This window comes from Duganella sp. GW821-FHT07G03 (assembly GCF_059418605.1).
Genome location: NZ_JBWKQE010000018.1, coordinates 58,595 through 73,168, shown reverse-complemented (window position 1 = coordinate 73,168; position 14,574 = coordinate 58,595). Strand labels below are relative to the sequence as shown.

The window sequence follows — 14,574 nt, the reverse complement described above, 5'->3', positions numbered from 1 at the left end:
GCCCCCTTTAGATTTCCATGATACTCCTGAATTTCTGTGGTTTTGCTATTTGGGCGCGGCGACACTTTCGATAGCTGGGATGATCTAGGCAATGCCAGGCATGACTCCAGGTATGCTGGCGCGGAAAATAGAAACACCCGCGGCGGGGTCAAACAATTGAGCTACCGTTCAACCCAGGCGTGGCGGCAAACACAGTGGTAATAAAATCGATGAACACTGCCGCGCGCTGGGGCAATAGCCGCTCGGAGGCATACACCGCGTTGAGCGGCGTCCGCGCGGCCGCATGCTCGGTCAACAACGCCCGTAGCTGGCCGGTGCGCAGCTCCTCCGCTACTGTCCACGATGGCAGATAGCCGATGCCGACGTCCTGCATGACAGCTTGGCGTATGCCCTCAAGACTGTTTAGGCGCAAGCGGCCTTTCACATGAACCTGGCCTTCCTTGAAAGGCCACCCGCCTCCGCCCGCCATCAAAGTGTAGATCAAGCACTGGTGCTGCAGCAGATCAGCCGGTTGCTCAGGCGCGCCGTACTTTTTCAAATAATTCGCGCTAGCTACACAAATGCGCTCGGACGTGCCGACACGGCGAGCCCGCAATGAACTGTCCTTGAGGACACCCCCTCGAAGGGCGATATCGACGCCCTCAGCGATAAGATCAATGTAACCGTCGCTCAGCCGAAGCTCAACCTCTACATCCGGGTAGCGTTCGAGGAATTCCGGCATCGCCACTATGATTTTTTCCGTGGCAAGCGTTGGCGCACAAGCTACCCGTAGCAAGCCATGAGGTTTTTGCTGTCCGCGTGCATCAGAATCGGCCTGGGCGATCAGATCGAGGGCTTGGCGTGCCTGTGTGTAGTAACGCTGTCCCTCCGGAGTAGCCACAAGTTGACGCGTCGAGCGATGGATCAGGCGCGTGTCCAATGCCTTTTCAAGTGACGCAATATGGCGACTGACGTTAGGCTGACCGATTCCCAGCTCGCGTGCCACTGCTGAAAAGCTCCCCGTCTCGACGGCCCGCACAAGACACTGCATCCAAAGCAATTTATCCATTTTAAATCCAAGTAATTTGATTCATGCAATTGGAGCATAGCTGATATGAGTGCTGTCGGTCTTATCAGACGGGTGTTGGTGAGGCACACTGAATCTGTACCTCATTCACAAATCACTCAAGGAACATCATGAAGCTCGTAGAAAAAGTAGTTGTTATTACTGGAGGCAGCACCGGCATCGGTCTGGCCATTGCAAAACGCTTCGTCAGCGAAGGCGCTCACGTCTACATCACCGGCCGTCGTCAGGCGGAGCTGGATGCGGCGGTGCAAGCCATCGGCGGCACAGCCGAGAGCGCCCGCGTCGATTCGGCGGACCTGGGGCAGTTGCAGGCACTGTTCGATCGCGTCAAGGAAAAACACGGCAAGCTCGACGTGCTGGTGGCCAATGCCGGCGGCGGTTCTCTGCTTCCGCTGGGCCAAATCACTGAAGCGCACTTCGACGACACATTTGCGCGCAACGTCAAAGGCACTCTGTTCACCGTGCAGACCGCGCTGCCACTGCTGGGCAAGGGATCGTCGGTGATACTGACCGGTTCGACCGCAGCCAGCGGCGGCACGGAAGCGTTCAGCGTGTATGCGGCGTCCAAGGCGGCGGTGCGCGCCTTTGCCCGCAACTGGATTCTGGACCTGAAGGGTCGTGATATCCGCGTCAACACGCTCAGCCCCGGTCCGATCAAGACGCCGGGCCTGGTTGAACTGGTCGGCACCGATGCCGGCCAGCAGCAAGGCTTCCTGGACCATCTGGCGTCGCTGATTCCAATGGGCCGGGTCGGCGATCCGGACGAGATCGCCAAAGCGGCCGTGTTCTTGGCGTCCGACGATTCAAGCTTCGTCAACGGCATCGAATTGTTCGTCGATGGCGGCCTGCGCCAGATTTAAGCGACCGGCACTTGCGGCGGTCCCGTGGCCAGCTGAGCGGAAAGGCGCGTCGAACGACTTGGACAATTAGATGATTTGGTCGATTCGGTGGCGGCGCTACAAAGACCCGGAAATAGACCGGAGCCGAGGACTGCGAATCCCAGAAACGACAACGCCCACTGGCATGAGTGGGCGTTGGGTGAACGATGTTCTTGGTGGCCCGGGGCGGAATCGAACCACCGACACAAGGATTTTCAATCCTCTGCTCTACCAACTGAGCTACCAGGCCAAGGGCCGCAATTATAGCAGATGCTCCCAGGGGGTTGGCAAGGCCCCGGCACCACTTTTATTGACAGTAACAATTCATGGGTATAAATTTAGTCGCTTTGACATGACCTTGATAGGGACATTATGAAGCGGGCGACTTGGCTGGTGGCGGGATTGACGGTGGCAGGCGCGGCGCATGGCGCCGATTTGACGCCGGTGCAAAAACAGATGCGCGAGATTTACCAGGAACTGGTGGAAACCAATACCACCAATTCGACCGGCTCCTGCACGGTGGCGGCCAACAAGATGGCCAAGCGCCTGAAAGCGGCCGGCTACCAGGACGCCGAGCTGCACCTGATCGTGCCGCCGGGCGGCCCGGCCAAGGGCAACCTGGTGGCGCGCATCAAGGGCGACGGCAGCAAGAAGCCGCTGCTGTTGCTGGCCCACATAGACGTGGTCGAAGCCAACCGCGCCGACTGGGTGCGCGATCCGTTCAAGCTGGTCGAGGAAGACGGCATGTTCTACGCGCGCGGAGCGTCCGACGACAAGGCCATGGCCGCATCCTTCGTCGCCAACATGATCCGCTACAAGAAGGAAAAGCTGGCGCCCAAACGCGACGTCGTCATGGCCCTGACCTGTGACGAGGAAATGGTGCCCAGCAAATTCGACGGCGCCGAATACCTGTTCAACCACCACCGCGCGCTGATCGACGCCGAGATCGCGCTGAACGAAGGCGGCAGCGGCCTGCTGGACAAGCAGGGCAAGCCGGTACGCCACGGCATCCAGGCCGGCGAAAAAATCTACCAGACCTTCCAGCTGGAAGTGACCAATCCCGGCGGCCACAGCTCGGCCCCGTATCGCGACAACGCCATCTACCACCTGGCCGACGGCCTGTCGCGCCTGGGGCAGTTCGCCTTCCCGTTCAAGCTGTCGGCCGTCACGCGCGCCTACTACGAACGCATGTCCACCGTGGAGCAGGGCCAGGTCGCCGCCGACATGAAGGCCATCCTCAGCGATCCGCCCGACGCGGCCGCGCTGGAGCGCCTGTATGCGGTCAGCCCGGTGCACAACTCCACCGTGCGCACCACCTGCGTGGCGACCAAGGTCGACGCCGGCCATGCCGATAACGCGCTGCCGCAGCGCGCCCGCGCCACCGTCAACTGCCGCATCCTGCCGGACGAGAAGGTGGACGATGTGCAGGCCACGCTGCAACGCGTGGTGGCCGACGACCAGATCAAGATCACCCGCATCGGCGAAGGCCTGAGCGCGCCGATGCCGCCGCTGACGCCGGCCCTGATGAAAGCAGTGGAAGAGATCAGCAACGATATGTGGCCGGGCGTGCCGGTGATCCCGACCATGTCGACCGGCGGCACCGACGGCCGCTTCCTCAACAGCGGCGGCATCTGGACCTACGGTATCAGCGGCATGTTCGGTGGCCCGGAAGGCAGCGGCGCGCACGGCTTGAACGAACATATCCGCGTGAAGTCGCTGTACGATGGCCAGGAGTACCTGTACCGCCTGGGCAAGCGCCTGGCCACCGAGTAGTCCTTATTCCGGCACGACGATGCGCCAGCGCCACGGCTTGAGCACGGTCTGGCCTTCGTCGCCGGCCAGCTTGTACTTCTGCAGCGTGGCGGTCGGGTTGACGATCACCCGCACGCTGTTCTTGCCCTGCGCGCGCTTGAAGGCAAACAGCTGCTCGTTGCCGACGTCGAGCTGCTGCACCGCGCCGCCGCTGGCGCCGTTCCACAGGGCCTGGTTTTCCTTCTTCAGCTGATTCAGGCCGGCGTAGAAGCCTTCCAGCTCGTAGCTCTTCCAGTCGACCGGATCTTTTTCGAAGAACTCCAGCTTCTTGTCCAGCCGCGCTTCCTGGCCGTTGTAGACCAGCGGGATGCCGGGCAGGGTGTAGCTCAGCACCGCCATCGCGCCGTAGGCCGGGCCGTACAGCTCCTTGTCCGTGCCCTGCCACGAATTGATGTCGTGGTTGTTGGTGAACTGCAGGCGGTAGGCGTCGCGCGGATACGCCTTGGGCGGATTGGCCACAAAGGCTTTCAGTTCAGCCGCTCCGGCCTGGCCCTTGCCGATTTTTTTCATGATCTCGTTGAGCGGCCAGTCGTAGCTGGCGTCGAAGGCCTTGTCGTGCAGCGCCGGCTCGTTCCATTCTGCGAGCATGAACACCGGCTTGATCTTGTCCAGCTGCGCGCGCGCCTGGTTCCAGAATTCGGTCGGCACCAGGCCGGCGGCGTCGCAGCGGAAGCCGTCGATGCCGGCCTCGCGCACCCAGAACGCCATCGCGTCCGTCATGCCCTTCCATAGCTCCTTGTTGCCGTAATCGAGGCCGATCACGTCGGTCCATTCCTCCGTGCCGCCCGCTTCGTTTTTGAAGGTGACGGAGTGGATTTCGCCCTTGTCGTTCTTTTTGTACCAGTCGGGATGCTGGGAGGCCCAAGGATGGTCCCAGGCCGTGTGGTTGCCCACCCAGTCCAGGATCACGTGCATGCCCAGCGCGTGCGCCTGCTTGACCAGCTTGCGCAGGTCGTCCATGCTGCCGTAGTCCGGGCTGACGGCGGCGTAGTCCTTCACCGCGTAGTAGCTGCCCAGCGTGCCCTTGCGGTTTTGCTGGCCGATCGGGTGGATGGGCATCAGCCACACGATGTCCACGCCCATCTGCTTGAGGCGGGGCAGCGTGGCGGCGAAGGCGTTCAGCGTGCCCTCCTTGCTGTACTGGCGCAGGTTCACTTCGTAGATGTTGGAACTGCGGGACCAGGCCGGGTGCTTCACGGCGACGGTTTCGGCGTGGGCCGCGAGCGGTCCACACATCAGTGCTACCAGCGGCAGCAGGGCGGCAAGCTTTTTCATGGAGCTCCTGATGGTTTCAGCGTGCGTTCGAACAGCTGATAGATGCGGCGGTATTCGTCGTACCAGCTTTCCGGATGCACGAAGCTGTGACGCTCCAGCGGATACGGCGCCAGTTCCCAGTTGTCTTTTTTCAGTTCGATGAAGCGCTGCGCCATGCGCACCGAATCCTGGAAGAACACGTTATCGTCGATCATGCCGTGGGCGATCAGCAGATTGCCTTGCAGCTTGTCGGCGTATTCGATCGGCGACGAAATCTTGTAGGCGTCCGGGTCCAGCTCCGGCGTGTTGAGGATGTTGGCGGTGTACTCGTGGTTGTAGGTGGTCCAGTCGCTGACGGGACGCAGCGCGGCGCCGGACTTGAACTGCTCCGGTGCGCGCAGCAGCGCCATGAAGGTCATGAAGCCGCCGTAGCTGCCGCCGTAGATGCCGACGTTCTTGGCGTCGCCCTGCTGGTTGGCCACCATCCAGTTCAAGCCGTCGATGTAGTCTTCCAGTTCCGGGTGGCCCATCTGGCGGTAGATCGCGGTGCGCCATTTGCTGCCGTAGCCGAGCGAGGCGCGGTAGTCCATGTCCAGCACGATGTAGCCTTTTTCCACCAGCAGGTTGTGGAACATCTGCTCGCGGAAGTAGACCGGATAACGCTTGCTGACGTTTTGCAGATAGCCGGCGCCGTGCACGAACATCACCACCGGATATTTTTTGCCCGCTTCCAGCGTGGCCGGGCGATACAGCTTGGCCCATACCGGATCGGCGCCGTGCGTGGACGGCACGGCGACGATTTGCGGCGTGATCCACTCGCGCGACTTGAAGTCGGCGTTGCGGGTGTCGGTCAGCTGGGTGGCGGCGCCGCCGCTGCTGGCGACGGTGGCGATCTGGGTTGGCATGTAGGCGCTGGAGTAGCGCACCAGCAGCTTGCGGCCGTCCGGCGACAGCGCGAAGCTCTCGACGCCACCCAGCGACGTCAGCTCGTGCAAGGCGCCGTCCCTGGTGGAGGCGGAGCACACCTCGTAGGTGCCCGGCAGTTTTGGATTGCACAGGAAGTAGGCGATGCTGCCGTCGGCGTTCCATTCGATCTCGCTGGTCTCCCACCGCCCGGAGGTCAGCGCGCGTGCTTTGCCGTCGGGCGTTTGCGTGTAGAGGTGGGCGTAGCCGCTTTCCTCCGACTGGTACCACAGCGTGCTGTTGTCCGGCTGCCAGCCGAAATCGTTGCCTCGATTGTTGACCCAGGCGGTGTCGCTCAGATGGTGCACCGGTTTCAGTTTGGCGCCGGCCAGGTCGACGGTGGCGAGCCAGCGGTCCTTGTTGTCGATCGCCTGCGCCATCACGGCCACCTGCGCACCGTTGGCGCTCCAGCGGATCGAGTCTTCGCGGTTTTCGAAGCGCAGGCCGCGATTGCCTTTGAGCGGATCGAGCTTGTGCGCGGCGCGCAGCTCGGCCAGCGGATCGATGGCGATGTTGGGCAGGGCGTCGAACGACAGCTCGGTCACCTTGCGGGTCGACAGTTCAACCAGTTTCAGTTGCTGCGGCAGCGGGCCGGCGTCGCTGACGCGCTTGCGCTGGTCGTCGCTCTCTTCGTAGCCCGATTCGGTCACGTACTTGGCCAGCTTGCCGACGCGGCGCTTGTCGCCGTCCTTGGCGCTGGTGACCACCAGCAGGTAGCGGCCGTCCGGCGACAGCGCGCTGGTGTCGATGACGACCTTCTCGCCGAAGTAGACCGGCAGCGGCGCGCGGGTGGGGTCGGCGCTGCGTTCGGCATTGCGGCGGTCGCGGGTGGCGTCCTTCTCTTCCTTCAGGCGCGCCAGCGTGGACAGCAGGCGCAGTTGCAGCTCGCGGCGGCTGTCGGCGTCCGGCGCGGCGTCCGGGTCCTTGGCGGTGCGCAGCAGCGCCACCGGCGACACCAGCCGCTCGGCGCGGCTCCAGCTGTACCAGTCGCCGCCGACGCGGAACTGCACGTGGGCGCCGTCCGCGGCGTACTGTGGATCGACGGCCGGCGTGGTGCCGCGCAGGATCTGCGTCAGTGCGCCGGTCTTCAGGTCGCGTTCGAACAGGTCGCCGTTGCGCAGCAGGATGGCGCGCGTGTGGTCGTGGTTGTAGACCGGCGCGGCGGCGTCCAGGTTGGCCAGCTGCTTGTCGTCGACCTGTTTGGCGGCGCCGGCGGTGATCTGGAAGGTGTCGCGCAGCGGCGAGCCGGCGCGTTTCTGCTTGTAGTAGATCTGGCGGCTGTCCCAGCCCCACCATGCGGCTTCCACCGGATTGCCGATCCAGTCGGGATTGGCCATCGCCTGGTCCAGCGTGATCGGGGTGGCGCTGGTGATGGATGCTGCGCCGGCGCTGGCGGCGAACGAGCCGGCCATGGCGGCGGCTAAGAAAGGCAAGACAAAACGCATCGGTAGTTTCGCTTTGAGGTTGGGTGAACGGGAGCGCCGGATCGCGACGCGACCACGATTCTAGCCCAAGCCCCAGTGACCTGTAATGCTTAAATCTTCAGTTGCGGGCCATCTTGTCGCTGCTGCCATGGCGCGCGTCCGGGCCGCCGTGGCGTGGCGTCAGCCGCAAGGCCAGCAACAGGATGGCGCCGGCCGCCAGGGTCATGGCGATCAGCACGGCCAGCATGGCGGCGCTGCCGCCCCACGCCAGCAGGCGCCCGCTCAGGACGGGCGCAAACGCGCCGCCCAGCAGGCCGAAACTGAGCACCAGCGCGATGCCGGCCGGCGCGCGCCGGCGCGACAGCAGGTCGGTGACGATGGCGATCAGCAGCGGCGCGGCGGAGGCGATGCCCAGCGACGCCAGCGCCAGCCCGGCCAGCGACCAGGCCATGCCGTCGTTGGCGGCCAGTGCCAGCGCCAGGCCGCCGGCGGCCAGCACCATGCAGGCGACGAAGTGGCCGCGCCGCTCGCGCCGGCGGTCGGAGTCGTAACCGATGGCGATCATGCCGGCCACCCCCGCCAGGCTGGGGATGGCGGCCAGCAGGCCAGGCTGCATATGGCTTGCTTCGGCCCAGCGCTGCATCAGCGCCGGCGCCCAGGACAGCAGCGCGTAGCTGGCGCCGATCAGCAGCAGGTTGGCGGCGGCCAGCAGGCACAGTGCGCGGTCGCGCAGCAGCGAGGCGATGGTGTCGGCGCTCGACGGCGGCGCGGCGTCGTCCGGCACCGGCTGGCCGGACGCCAAGGCCGCCTGCAGCTGCGCTTCGTCGCGCTCCAGGTCCTGCTCGACCATCAGCTGTTCGAACGGCGACAGCCAGCCGGCGGCGTCGGGACGTTCATCCAGGTAGCCGTAGACGATGGCGCCCAGCAGCACGGCCGGCAGGCCTTGCGTCAGCAGCAGCCATTGCCAGCCTTGCAGCCCGGCCGCGCCATGCAAGGCGGCCAGCGTGGCGTCGCACAGCGGACCGGCGGCAACGCCGGCCAGCAGCGCGGCCGACGCGAACACGGCGAACGCGCGCGCGCGGCGCGGCGCCGGATACCACCAGCAAAGGTAGAGGATCACGCCGGGGAAGAAGCCGGCTTCGAACGCGCCCAGCGCGAAGCGCAGCGCGTACAGCTGGAACGGCGTGCGGACCAAGGCGGCGGCGGCCGACACCACGCCCCAGCCCAGCATCAGGCGCAGCAGCGCGCGGCGGGCGCCGGTCTTTTCCAGCAGCAGGTTGGCGGGCAGGGCGAACAGGCAGCAGCCGGCGAAGAACAGGCCGGCGCCCCAGGCGTAGACCTGGTCGTCGAAGGCCAGGCTGGCCTGCATCTGGCCTTGCGCGTAGCCGAGGTTGATGCGGTCCAGGCAGGCGACCGCGTAGCACAACATCAGCAGCGGCAGCAGGCGCCAGCTGATTTTTCGATAAATGGCGTCCATGCCGGCGGCGCCGCGGAGGTGCAGTACGGTGGCGGTATGGGTCTGCATGCAGACGATATTATCTGCACGATTTTGCTTAGGCAAGCTTTAGCGGCGCGTGGCGGAACTCAAAACAACAGTGCTGCGTCGCCGCGCTCAGGCCGCCGCGGCGCCGGAGTCCAGGTCGTAGATGCGGGCGCGGCGCGGACGCAGCTCCGGCTGGGTGGCGGCGCCGTTGTCTTCCTGCGCCAGGAACTGGCTGCCGATCTCGAACCATTCTTCGCTGGAGATCACTTTCTGCGCCAACGGCAGCAGCTCCTGCTCTTCCTTGTCGAGGCGCTTGAGCAGGTTCTGGCAATACAGGTCCACCGTGCGGCACAGGAACTTGCCTTGCGAAGCGCTGCGGCGCATGGCGCGGCGCAGGCATTTGTGCACGGCGTTGAGCATGGCGCCGCCGAGCCGGCTCAGCGATTCGAGGTCGTTCATCAGCGCGCCGCAATTGGCGTCGGCCGCGCGCACGGCCGGCATCAGGCAGACCTCGACCTTGCGCTGGTGGCGCGTCTCGGCAAACGTGGTCAGTTCCTTGAGCTGGGATTCGATGAACACAGGATCGATTTCCTGCGGGCGACGCGCGATCGACTGCACGTATTGCAGCAGACGGGCGATGAAGTGGCGTTCTTTTTTTTGTTCGATGGATAGTGTCAATAAGACATAGGTGGCAGTGAGCATAACGTTTCCCGTATTTCGTCTGACTTCGGCTGCGCGGCAAGCGTTGAATGGCGGACGCGCCCGAGGTGAAGACTGCTACCTTAGCGCGGTGACGGACTCATTCAACGTCGATTTACAATTGTTCACAACTGGTCGTGTGGCAATAACAGTATCGAAATAAAATCGCGAAGATTACCGGCGGGGAAAACGAGTTGACTACACGCCATGCCGGTCGTGAACGTGCGTACTCTTCCTGACTGAGTTGGAAATTATGCGCCTATTTTGCGGATGAAAATACGTGATTTATTGCGTCGATCAAAAATATTTTGTATCTGGCCGCGACAAAGTTTCGCCACGGCCAGATTGCTGCGCTGCGGTAGCGATCAGGCCGCGCGCGGTTCGCCCAGGTAGGCGCTGCGCGGCGCGGTGAAGCCCTGCTTGACCTGGCGCGCGGTGTCGTCGGTCAGCACTTCGTCCTGGCCCGCCTCCAGCGCGGCGACGATGAAGCGGGCCACGTCGGCCGGCGCCGCTTTCGGCGCGTCGACGCCGTCGGTCATGTCGGTGTCCATATAGCCCATGTGGGCGCCCAGCACCTGTGTGTTTTGCGCCTGCAGTTCGCCGCGCAGGCCGTTGGTCATGGCCCAGGCGGCGGCCTTGGACACGCTGTAGGTGCCGCTGGTCGGCAGGCTGATCCAGCTCAGCGCCGACAGGATGTTGACGATGGCGCCGCCGCCGTTGCGCTTGAGCACGGGGGCGAAGGCCTGGCTCAGCGCCATCGGCCCGAACAGGTTGGTCTCCAGTTCGGCGCGCGCCGAGGCGGCGGCGTCGGGCGTGGAGACGCCGCTGCCGGTGAAGATGCCGGCGTTGTTGATCAGGATGGTCAGGTCGGGGATGGCCTGCGCGGCGGCGGCGATGTCGGCCGCGTTGGTGACGTCGAGCTTGATCGGCGTGACGCCGGCCAGGGTGACGCTGGCGGGATTGCGGGCGCCGCCATACACCTTGCGGGCGCCGGCGGCGAGGGCGGCTTGCGCCAGGGCCTTGCCCAGGCCACGGTTGGCGCCGGTGATGAGGACGACAGCATCGTTGAAGTTCATGGTAGTTCCTTTCAGTGGGTGAGATTGATGTAAAACAATATGACCGGTCATCTTAAAAAATGGCGAAAAAAAACATCACAGCAAAATACGGTTCAGCACCAGGTCGGCAAAGCGGTCCAGCGGCGCGCGGCTGCGGGACGCCTTCGCGTGCAGCACCGCGCCCTGCCAGGCGTCGATGACGAAGTGGGCCAGTTCCAGCGCCGGCTGCGGCGCGGCGATGCTGCCGTCGCGCTGGCCTTCGGCGATCACCACCGACAGGCCGGCCGCCCATTCGTCGTAGGCCACGCGCAGTGCGTCGCGCATGGCCGGGATCTGGGTCGACAGCTCGCTGCTGAAATTGCCCAGCAGGCAGCCGCAGTTGTAGTCGGTTGCGGTGTTGGCGCCGATCAGCAGGTCGAAATACACCCGCAGTCTGGCCTTGGGCGCCCGGCTGGCGTCGTCCAGCACGTCGAGATAGCCGGCCGCCGCCGCGCGGTAGCGCTGCAATACTTCCAGCCCCAGCGCTTCCTTGCTGGCGAAGTGGTTGTAGAACGAGCCCTTCGGCACAGCGGCGGCGTCCGTGATGTCCTGGACGCTGGTGGCGTTGAAGCCCCTGCTGTGCAGCAGGTTCAAGCCGGCGCTGACGATTTGCTCTTTGACGTGTGGTTTGGCCATGTGCTAAATATGACCGGTCGTCTCAAAATAGTCAAGCATAATTTTTGTTATCGAAATATTATTGAAACACATTAGCCATCATTTCGAACCGCTCACCGTCGTCGTCTTCGCGGTCCGGCAATATCGAGCGTTAATTCGTTGAGTTTGTTTTTCTGAGCCATTCTGAAACGAATAGACTGTAATCGTTGTACGTGATTTCGTCCGGTGAAAGCCTGAATTGTCCGCAAATGCCAGGCAGGTCAGCAGAAAATACGGCGTAGCGCGCCGTAATTTCTTTGCCCCCAGGAATTGTTGTACGCCTTGAAGCCGAGCTTAACCAATTCCTGACGTGCCCTATGAGCAAGGCGCTACTTCCTGCATGTGAGCGAATATCCTGGCCGGCAATATCCGAAAGGAATTTTTGATACCGATATTCTTCCTGATCCAGTATCAGCAAATTCTTCTTTTTCTGATCGTCGTCTCCGTATCGGCGGGCGCCCAGGAATAGACCCAGTTCGAATGGCATGTTAAAGCGGGGTAGTCCATTGACATAATCGAGCTCGGTGCGCGAGATGTCGTGGATGCCGTAACGCGATAACTCAATCAGTCTTCTAATCTTGTCGAACCGCACATCGCCCGCATCGTTCTCCTCCAAGGCGCAGCGCGGGACAAAGCCACAGTCGTAAATGGCAAACACCATGGCATTTTGCAATTCTTTGTAGTCGTCGTCGAACGGGCAATTGATGAAGACGTTATCGTTGTAATTGTTCTTCGCATCCATCGATGGCCTACTTCTTGTGGGCCAGGACTACGCTCGCAACGGCGCTACGCACGGCGCTCTTCGACAGCGCTCCGGATTTCGGAGGCGACTTGACGACACGTATGGATCTTTTCAGGGCGCTGTCGGATTTGGCATTTGCCGAAGTCGATCGGCTGCGGTGGCCGTTTGCCCCCTTCTTGCTCACACTTGTGGCCATGATTACCTCTGCTGGACAATTAGTTCGATAGAAAAACTGGTTCCAGTCTACACCTGCGACGCGGCGATGAACTGTACCTGCGCGCGACATACCGCAAGACTCGGGACATTTCTCCTCCGCGTCAAACAGGACGCTTAAGTAACAGTTTTGCTTGCTGCACTGCGATCTTGGTATCATGCCGGCAGCCGGCCACCAGCCGGTATTTTTCTTATAACGTCGGAGATCACCGAATGAGACTATCACTGCTGCTGTTGGGGACCGCGATCGCGGCGTCCAACGCCTGGGCCGCGCCGCGCGGCTTTACCGTTGAAGACATGGTCAAGATGGAGCGCGTCGGCAGCCCTGTGCTGTCGCCGGACGCCACCCGTGTCGTCTACACGGTGCGCTCCACCAACCTGGACAAGAACCGCGGCAACACCCAGTTGTGGATGCTGGACCTGCGCGCGCCCAAGGCCGCGCCGGTGCGCCTGACCCAGGCCGACGCCAGCAGCAGCGATCCCGAATGGTCACCAAACGGCGACGCGGTCTACTTCCTGTCGGCCCGCTCCGGCTCGCAGCAGGTGTGGCGCCTGCCGCTGGCCGGCGGCGAGGCGGCGCGCGTGACCGACCTGGCGCTGGACGTGGAAAACTTCCGCCTGTCGCCGCAGGGCGACCGTCTGGCGCTGAGCCTGGCCGTGTTCCGCGATTGCGCCGACCTGGCCTGCACCAAGGCCCGCCTCGATACGCAGGGCAAGGCCAAGGCCAGCGGCAAGGTCTACGACAAGCTGTTCGTGCGCCACTGGGACAGCTGGGCCGACGGCCGCACCAACGTGCTGTACGCGGCGCCTATCGACGCCAGCGGCAAGGTCAGCGCGCAGCCGGTCAGCCTGTCCGGCATGCTCGACGGCGACGTGCCGTCCAAGCCCTTCGGCGACCACGACGAATACCACTTCAGCCCGGACGGCAAGACCGTGGTGTTCTCGGCCCGCATCGCCGGCAAGACCGAAGCCTGGTCGACCAACTTCGACGTCTACACCGTGGCGGCCGAAGGCGGCGCGCTCAAGAACCTGAGCGCCGACAACCCGGCCTGGGACACCAAGGCGATCTACTCGCCCGACGGCAAGACCTTGGCCTACCTGGCGATGGACAAGCCGACCTTCGAGGCCGACCGCTTCCACCTGGTGCTGCTCGACGTCGCCAGCGGCAAGAAGCGCACCGTCGCCGACAGCTGGGACCGCTCAATCGCCGACTACCGCTGGACCCCGGACAGCAAGACCCTGCTGGCCAGCGCCGACGACATCGGCCAGCACCGGCTGTTCGCCATCGACGCCGCCAGCGGCAAGGTGACGGCGCTGACCGGCAACGGCTACGTCAGCGGCTTTGACGTCGCGCGCGACACCGTCGTCATGGCGCAGGCCAACCTGGCGTCCGGCGCGCAGCTGTTCAAGTTCAAGCTGGGTGGCACTGCCGACAAGGCCGCGCAGCTGACCACGCTCAACGCGCAGGCGCTGGCCGACGTCAAGTTCGGCGAGTACGAGCAGTTCTCCTTCACCGGTGCCAACGGCGAGACCGTCTACGGCCACGTGATGAAGCCATGGAACGCCCAGCCCGGCGTGAAGTACCCGATCGCCTTCCTGGTGCACGGCGGCCCGCAGGGCAGCTTCGGCAACTCGTGGAGCTATCGCTGGAATCCGCAGGTGTACGCCGGCGCCGGCTACGCCACCGTGTTCATCGACTTCCACGGCTCGACCGGCTACGGCCAGAAGTTCACCGATTCGATCAGCGGCGACTGGGGCGGCAAGCCGCTGGAAGACTTGCAAAAGGGCCTGGCCGCGGCGGTGCAGAAATTCTCGTGGCTGGACCGCGAGCGCAGCTGCGCGCTGGGCGCGTCCTACGGCGGCTTCATGATGAACTGGATCGAAGGCAGCTGGTCCGACGGCTTCAAGTGCATCGTCAACCATGACGGCGTGTTCGACACGCGCGGCATGGCCTACGCCACCGAGGAGATCTGGTTCACCGAATGGGAAAACGGCGGCGCCTACTACGACGTGCCGGAACTGCACGAGAAGTTCAACCCGGCGCTGAAGGTGAAGAACTGGAAGACTCCGATGCTGGTGGTGCAGGGCGACCTGGACTTCCGCATTCCGACCACGCAGGGCCTGGGCACCTTCACCGCGCTGCAACGGCGCGGCATCCCGAGCAAGCTGTTGATGTTCCCGGATGAAAACCACTGGGTGCTGAAGCCGGCCAACTCGCTGCTGTGGCACCACACGGTGATCGACTGGCTCGATAACTACCTCAAAAAATAAAACCAGTTTAACGACGCAACG

The 14,574-nt window shown here is 63.5% G+C and carries 11 protein-coding genes and 1 tRNA gene; 3 read left to right on the top strand and 9 right to left on the bottom strand.

All coding sequences use genetic code 11. The annotated features are described in order from the left end of the window. Positions 1-148: 148 nt before the first annotated feature. Positions 149-1,048, bottom strand: a complete 900-nt coding sequence (locus AC07OK_RS21260; RefSeq protein ID WP_494692152.1) for a LysR family transcriptional regulator — start codon at positions 1,046-1,048, stop codon at positions 149-151. Positions 1,049-1,176: 128 nt separating this feature from the next. Here AC07OK_RS21260 and AC07OK_RS21255 point away from each other — a divergent pair, with 128 nt between their 5' ends. Beyond that, on the top strand, positions 1,177-1,926 hold the full coding sequence (locus AC07OK_RS21255) for an SDR family NAD(P)-dependent oxidoreductase (protein WP_494692151.1): 750 nt from the start codon (positions 1,177-1,179) through the stop codon (positions 1,924-1,926). 192 nt (positions 1,927-2,118) lie between these two features. Here the strand turns inward: AC07OK_RS21255 and AC07OK_RS21250 are convergent. After that, positions 2,119-2,194 (bottom strand) — tRNA-Phe (locus tag AC07OK_RS21250). 122 nt (positions 2,195-2,316) lie between these two features. Between AC07OK_RS21250 and AC07OK_RS21245 the strand changes: the two genes are divergently transcribed. Beyond that, complete coding sequence (locus AC07OK_RS21245) at positions 2,317-3,717, top strand: M20/M25/M40 family metallo-hydrolase (RefSeq protein ID WP_494692150.1); 1,401 nt, start codon at positions 2,317-2,319, stop codon at positions 3,715-3,717. A 3-nt stretch (positions 3,718-3,720) separates the two neighbouring features. Here AC07OK_RS21245 and AC07OK_RS21240 read toward each other — a convergent pair whose 3' ends face one another. From AC07OK_RS21240 to AC07OK_RS21210, 7 genes are all read right to left on the bottom strand, one after another. Continuing rightward, positions 3,721-5,031 carry an alpha-amylase family glycosyl hydrolase gene (locus AC07OK_RS21240; protein ID WP_494692149.1) on the bottom strand — a complete coding sequence of 437 codons (1,311 nt, stop codon included), beginning with the start codon at positions 5,029-5,031 and terminating at the stop codon, positions 3,721-3,723. Beyond that, complete coding sequence (locus AC07OK_RS21235; RefSeq protein ID WP_494692221.1) at positions 5,028-7,385, bottom strand: S9 family peptidase; 2,358 nt, start codon at positions 7,383-7,385, stop codon at positions 5,028-5,030. Before AC07OK_RS21235 ends, AC07OK_RS21240 begins: the two co-directional genes overlap by 4 nt. Positions 7,386-7,515: 130 nt before the next feature. Then, complete coding sequence (locus AC07OK_RS21230) at positions 7,516-8,922, bottom strand: MFS transporter (protein ID WP_494692148.1); 1,407 nt, start codon at positions 8,920-8,922, stop codon at positions 7,516-7,518. Between the two features lie 87 nt (positions 8,923-9,009). Next, positions 9,010-9,582: a hypothetical protein gene (locus AC07OK_RS21225; RefSeq protein WP_494692147.1), complete on the bottom strand. Its 573-nt coding sequence runs from the start codon at positions 9,580-9,582 to the stop codon at positions 9,010-9,012. A 362-nt stretch (positions 9,583-9,944) separates the two neighbouring features. Then, positions 9,945-10,655 carry an SDR family oxidoreductase gene (locus AC07OK_RS21220; RefSeq protein WP_494692146.1) on the bottom strand — a complete coding sequence of 237 codons (711 nt, stop codon included), beginning with the start codon at positions 10,653-10,655 and terminating at the stop codon, positions 9,945-9,947. Between the two features lie 75 nt (positions 10,656-10,730). Then, positions 10,731-11,309, bottom strand: coding sequence for a TetR/AcrR family transcriptional regulator (locus AC07OK_RS21215; protein WP_494692145.1), 579 nt, complete (start codon positions 11,307-11,309; stop codon positions 10,731-10,733). A gap of 130 nt (positions 11,310-11,439) precedes the next feature. Then, on the bottom strand, positions 11,440-12,069 hold the full coding sequence (locus AC07OK_RS21210; RefSeq protein WP_494692144.1) for a hypothetical protein: 630 nt from the start codon (positions 12,067-12,069) through the stop codon (positions 11,440-11,442). Positions 12,070-12,495: 426 nt separating this feature from the next. Between AC07OK_RS21210 and AC07OK_RS21205 the strand changes: the two genes are divergently transcribed. Further along, a complete protein-coding gene (locus tag AC07OK_RS21205; RefSeq protein WP_494692143.1) occupies positions 12,496-14,553 on the top strand; it encodes a S9 family peptidase in 2,058 nt (685 codons plus the stop codon). Positions 14,554-14,574: the final 21 nt, after the last annotated feature.

Bases quoted from the DNA above. Each gene is read 5' to 3' on its own strand.
- AC07OK_RS21260 (WP_494692152.1), bottom strand. From the start codon at position 1,048: ATGGATAAATTGCTTTGGATGCAGTGTCTTGTGCGGGCCGTCGAGACG.
- AC07OK_RS21255 (WP_494692151.1), top strand. From the start codon at position 1,177: ATGAAGCTCGTAGAAAAAGTAGTTGTTATTACTGGAGGCAGCACCGGC.
- AC07OK_RS21245 (WP_494692150.1), top strand. From the start codon at position 2,317: ATGAAGCGGGCGACTTGGCTGGTGGCGGGATTGACGGTGGCAGGCGCG.
- AC07OK_RS21240 (WP_494692149.1), bottom strand. From the start codon at position 5,031: ATGAAAAAGCTTGCCGCCCTGCTGCCGCTGGTAGCACTGATGTGTGGA.
- AC07OK_RS21235 (WP_494692221.1), bottom strand. From the start codon at position 7,385: ATGGCCGGCTCGTTCGCCGCCAGCGCCGGCGCAGCATCCATCACCAGC.
- AC07OK_RS21230 (WP_494692148.1), bottom strand. From the start codon at position 8,922: ATGCAGACCCATACCGCCACCGTACTGCACCTCCGCGGCGCCGCCGGC.
- AC07OK_RS21225 (WP_494692147.1), bottom strand. From the start codon at position 9,582: ATGCTCACTGCCACCTATGTCTTATTGACACTATCCATCGAACAAAAA.
- AC07OK_RS21220 (WP_494692146.1), bottom strand. From the start codon at position 10,655: ATGAACTTCAACGATGCTGTCGTCCTCATCACCGGCGCCAACCGTGGC.
- AC07OK_RS21215 (WP_494692145.1), bottom strand. From the start codon at position 11,309: ATGGCCAAACCACACGTCAAAGAGCAAATCGTCAGCGCCGGCTTGAAC.
- AC07OK_RS21210 (WP_494692144.1), bottom strand. From the start codon at position 12,069: ATGGATGCGAAGAACAATTACAACGATAACGTCTTCATCAATTGCCCG.
- AC07OK_RS21205 (WP_494692143.1), top strand. From the start codon at position 12,496: ATGAGACTATCACTGCTGCTGTTGGGGACCGCGATCGCGGCGTCCAAC.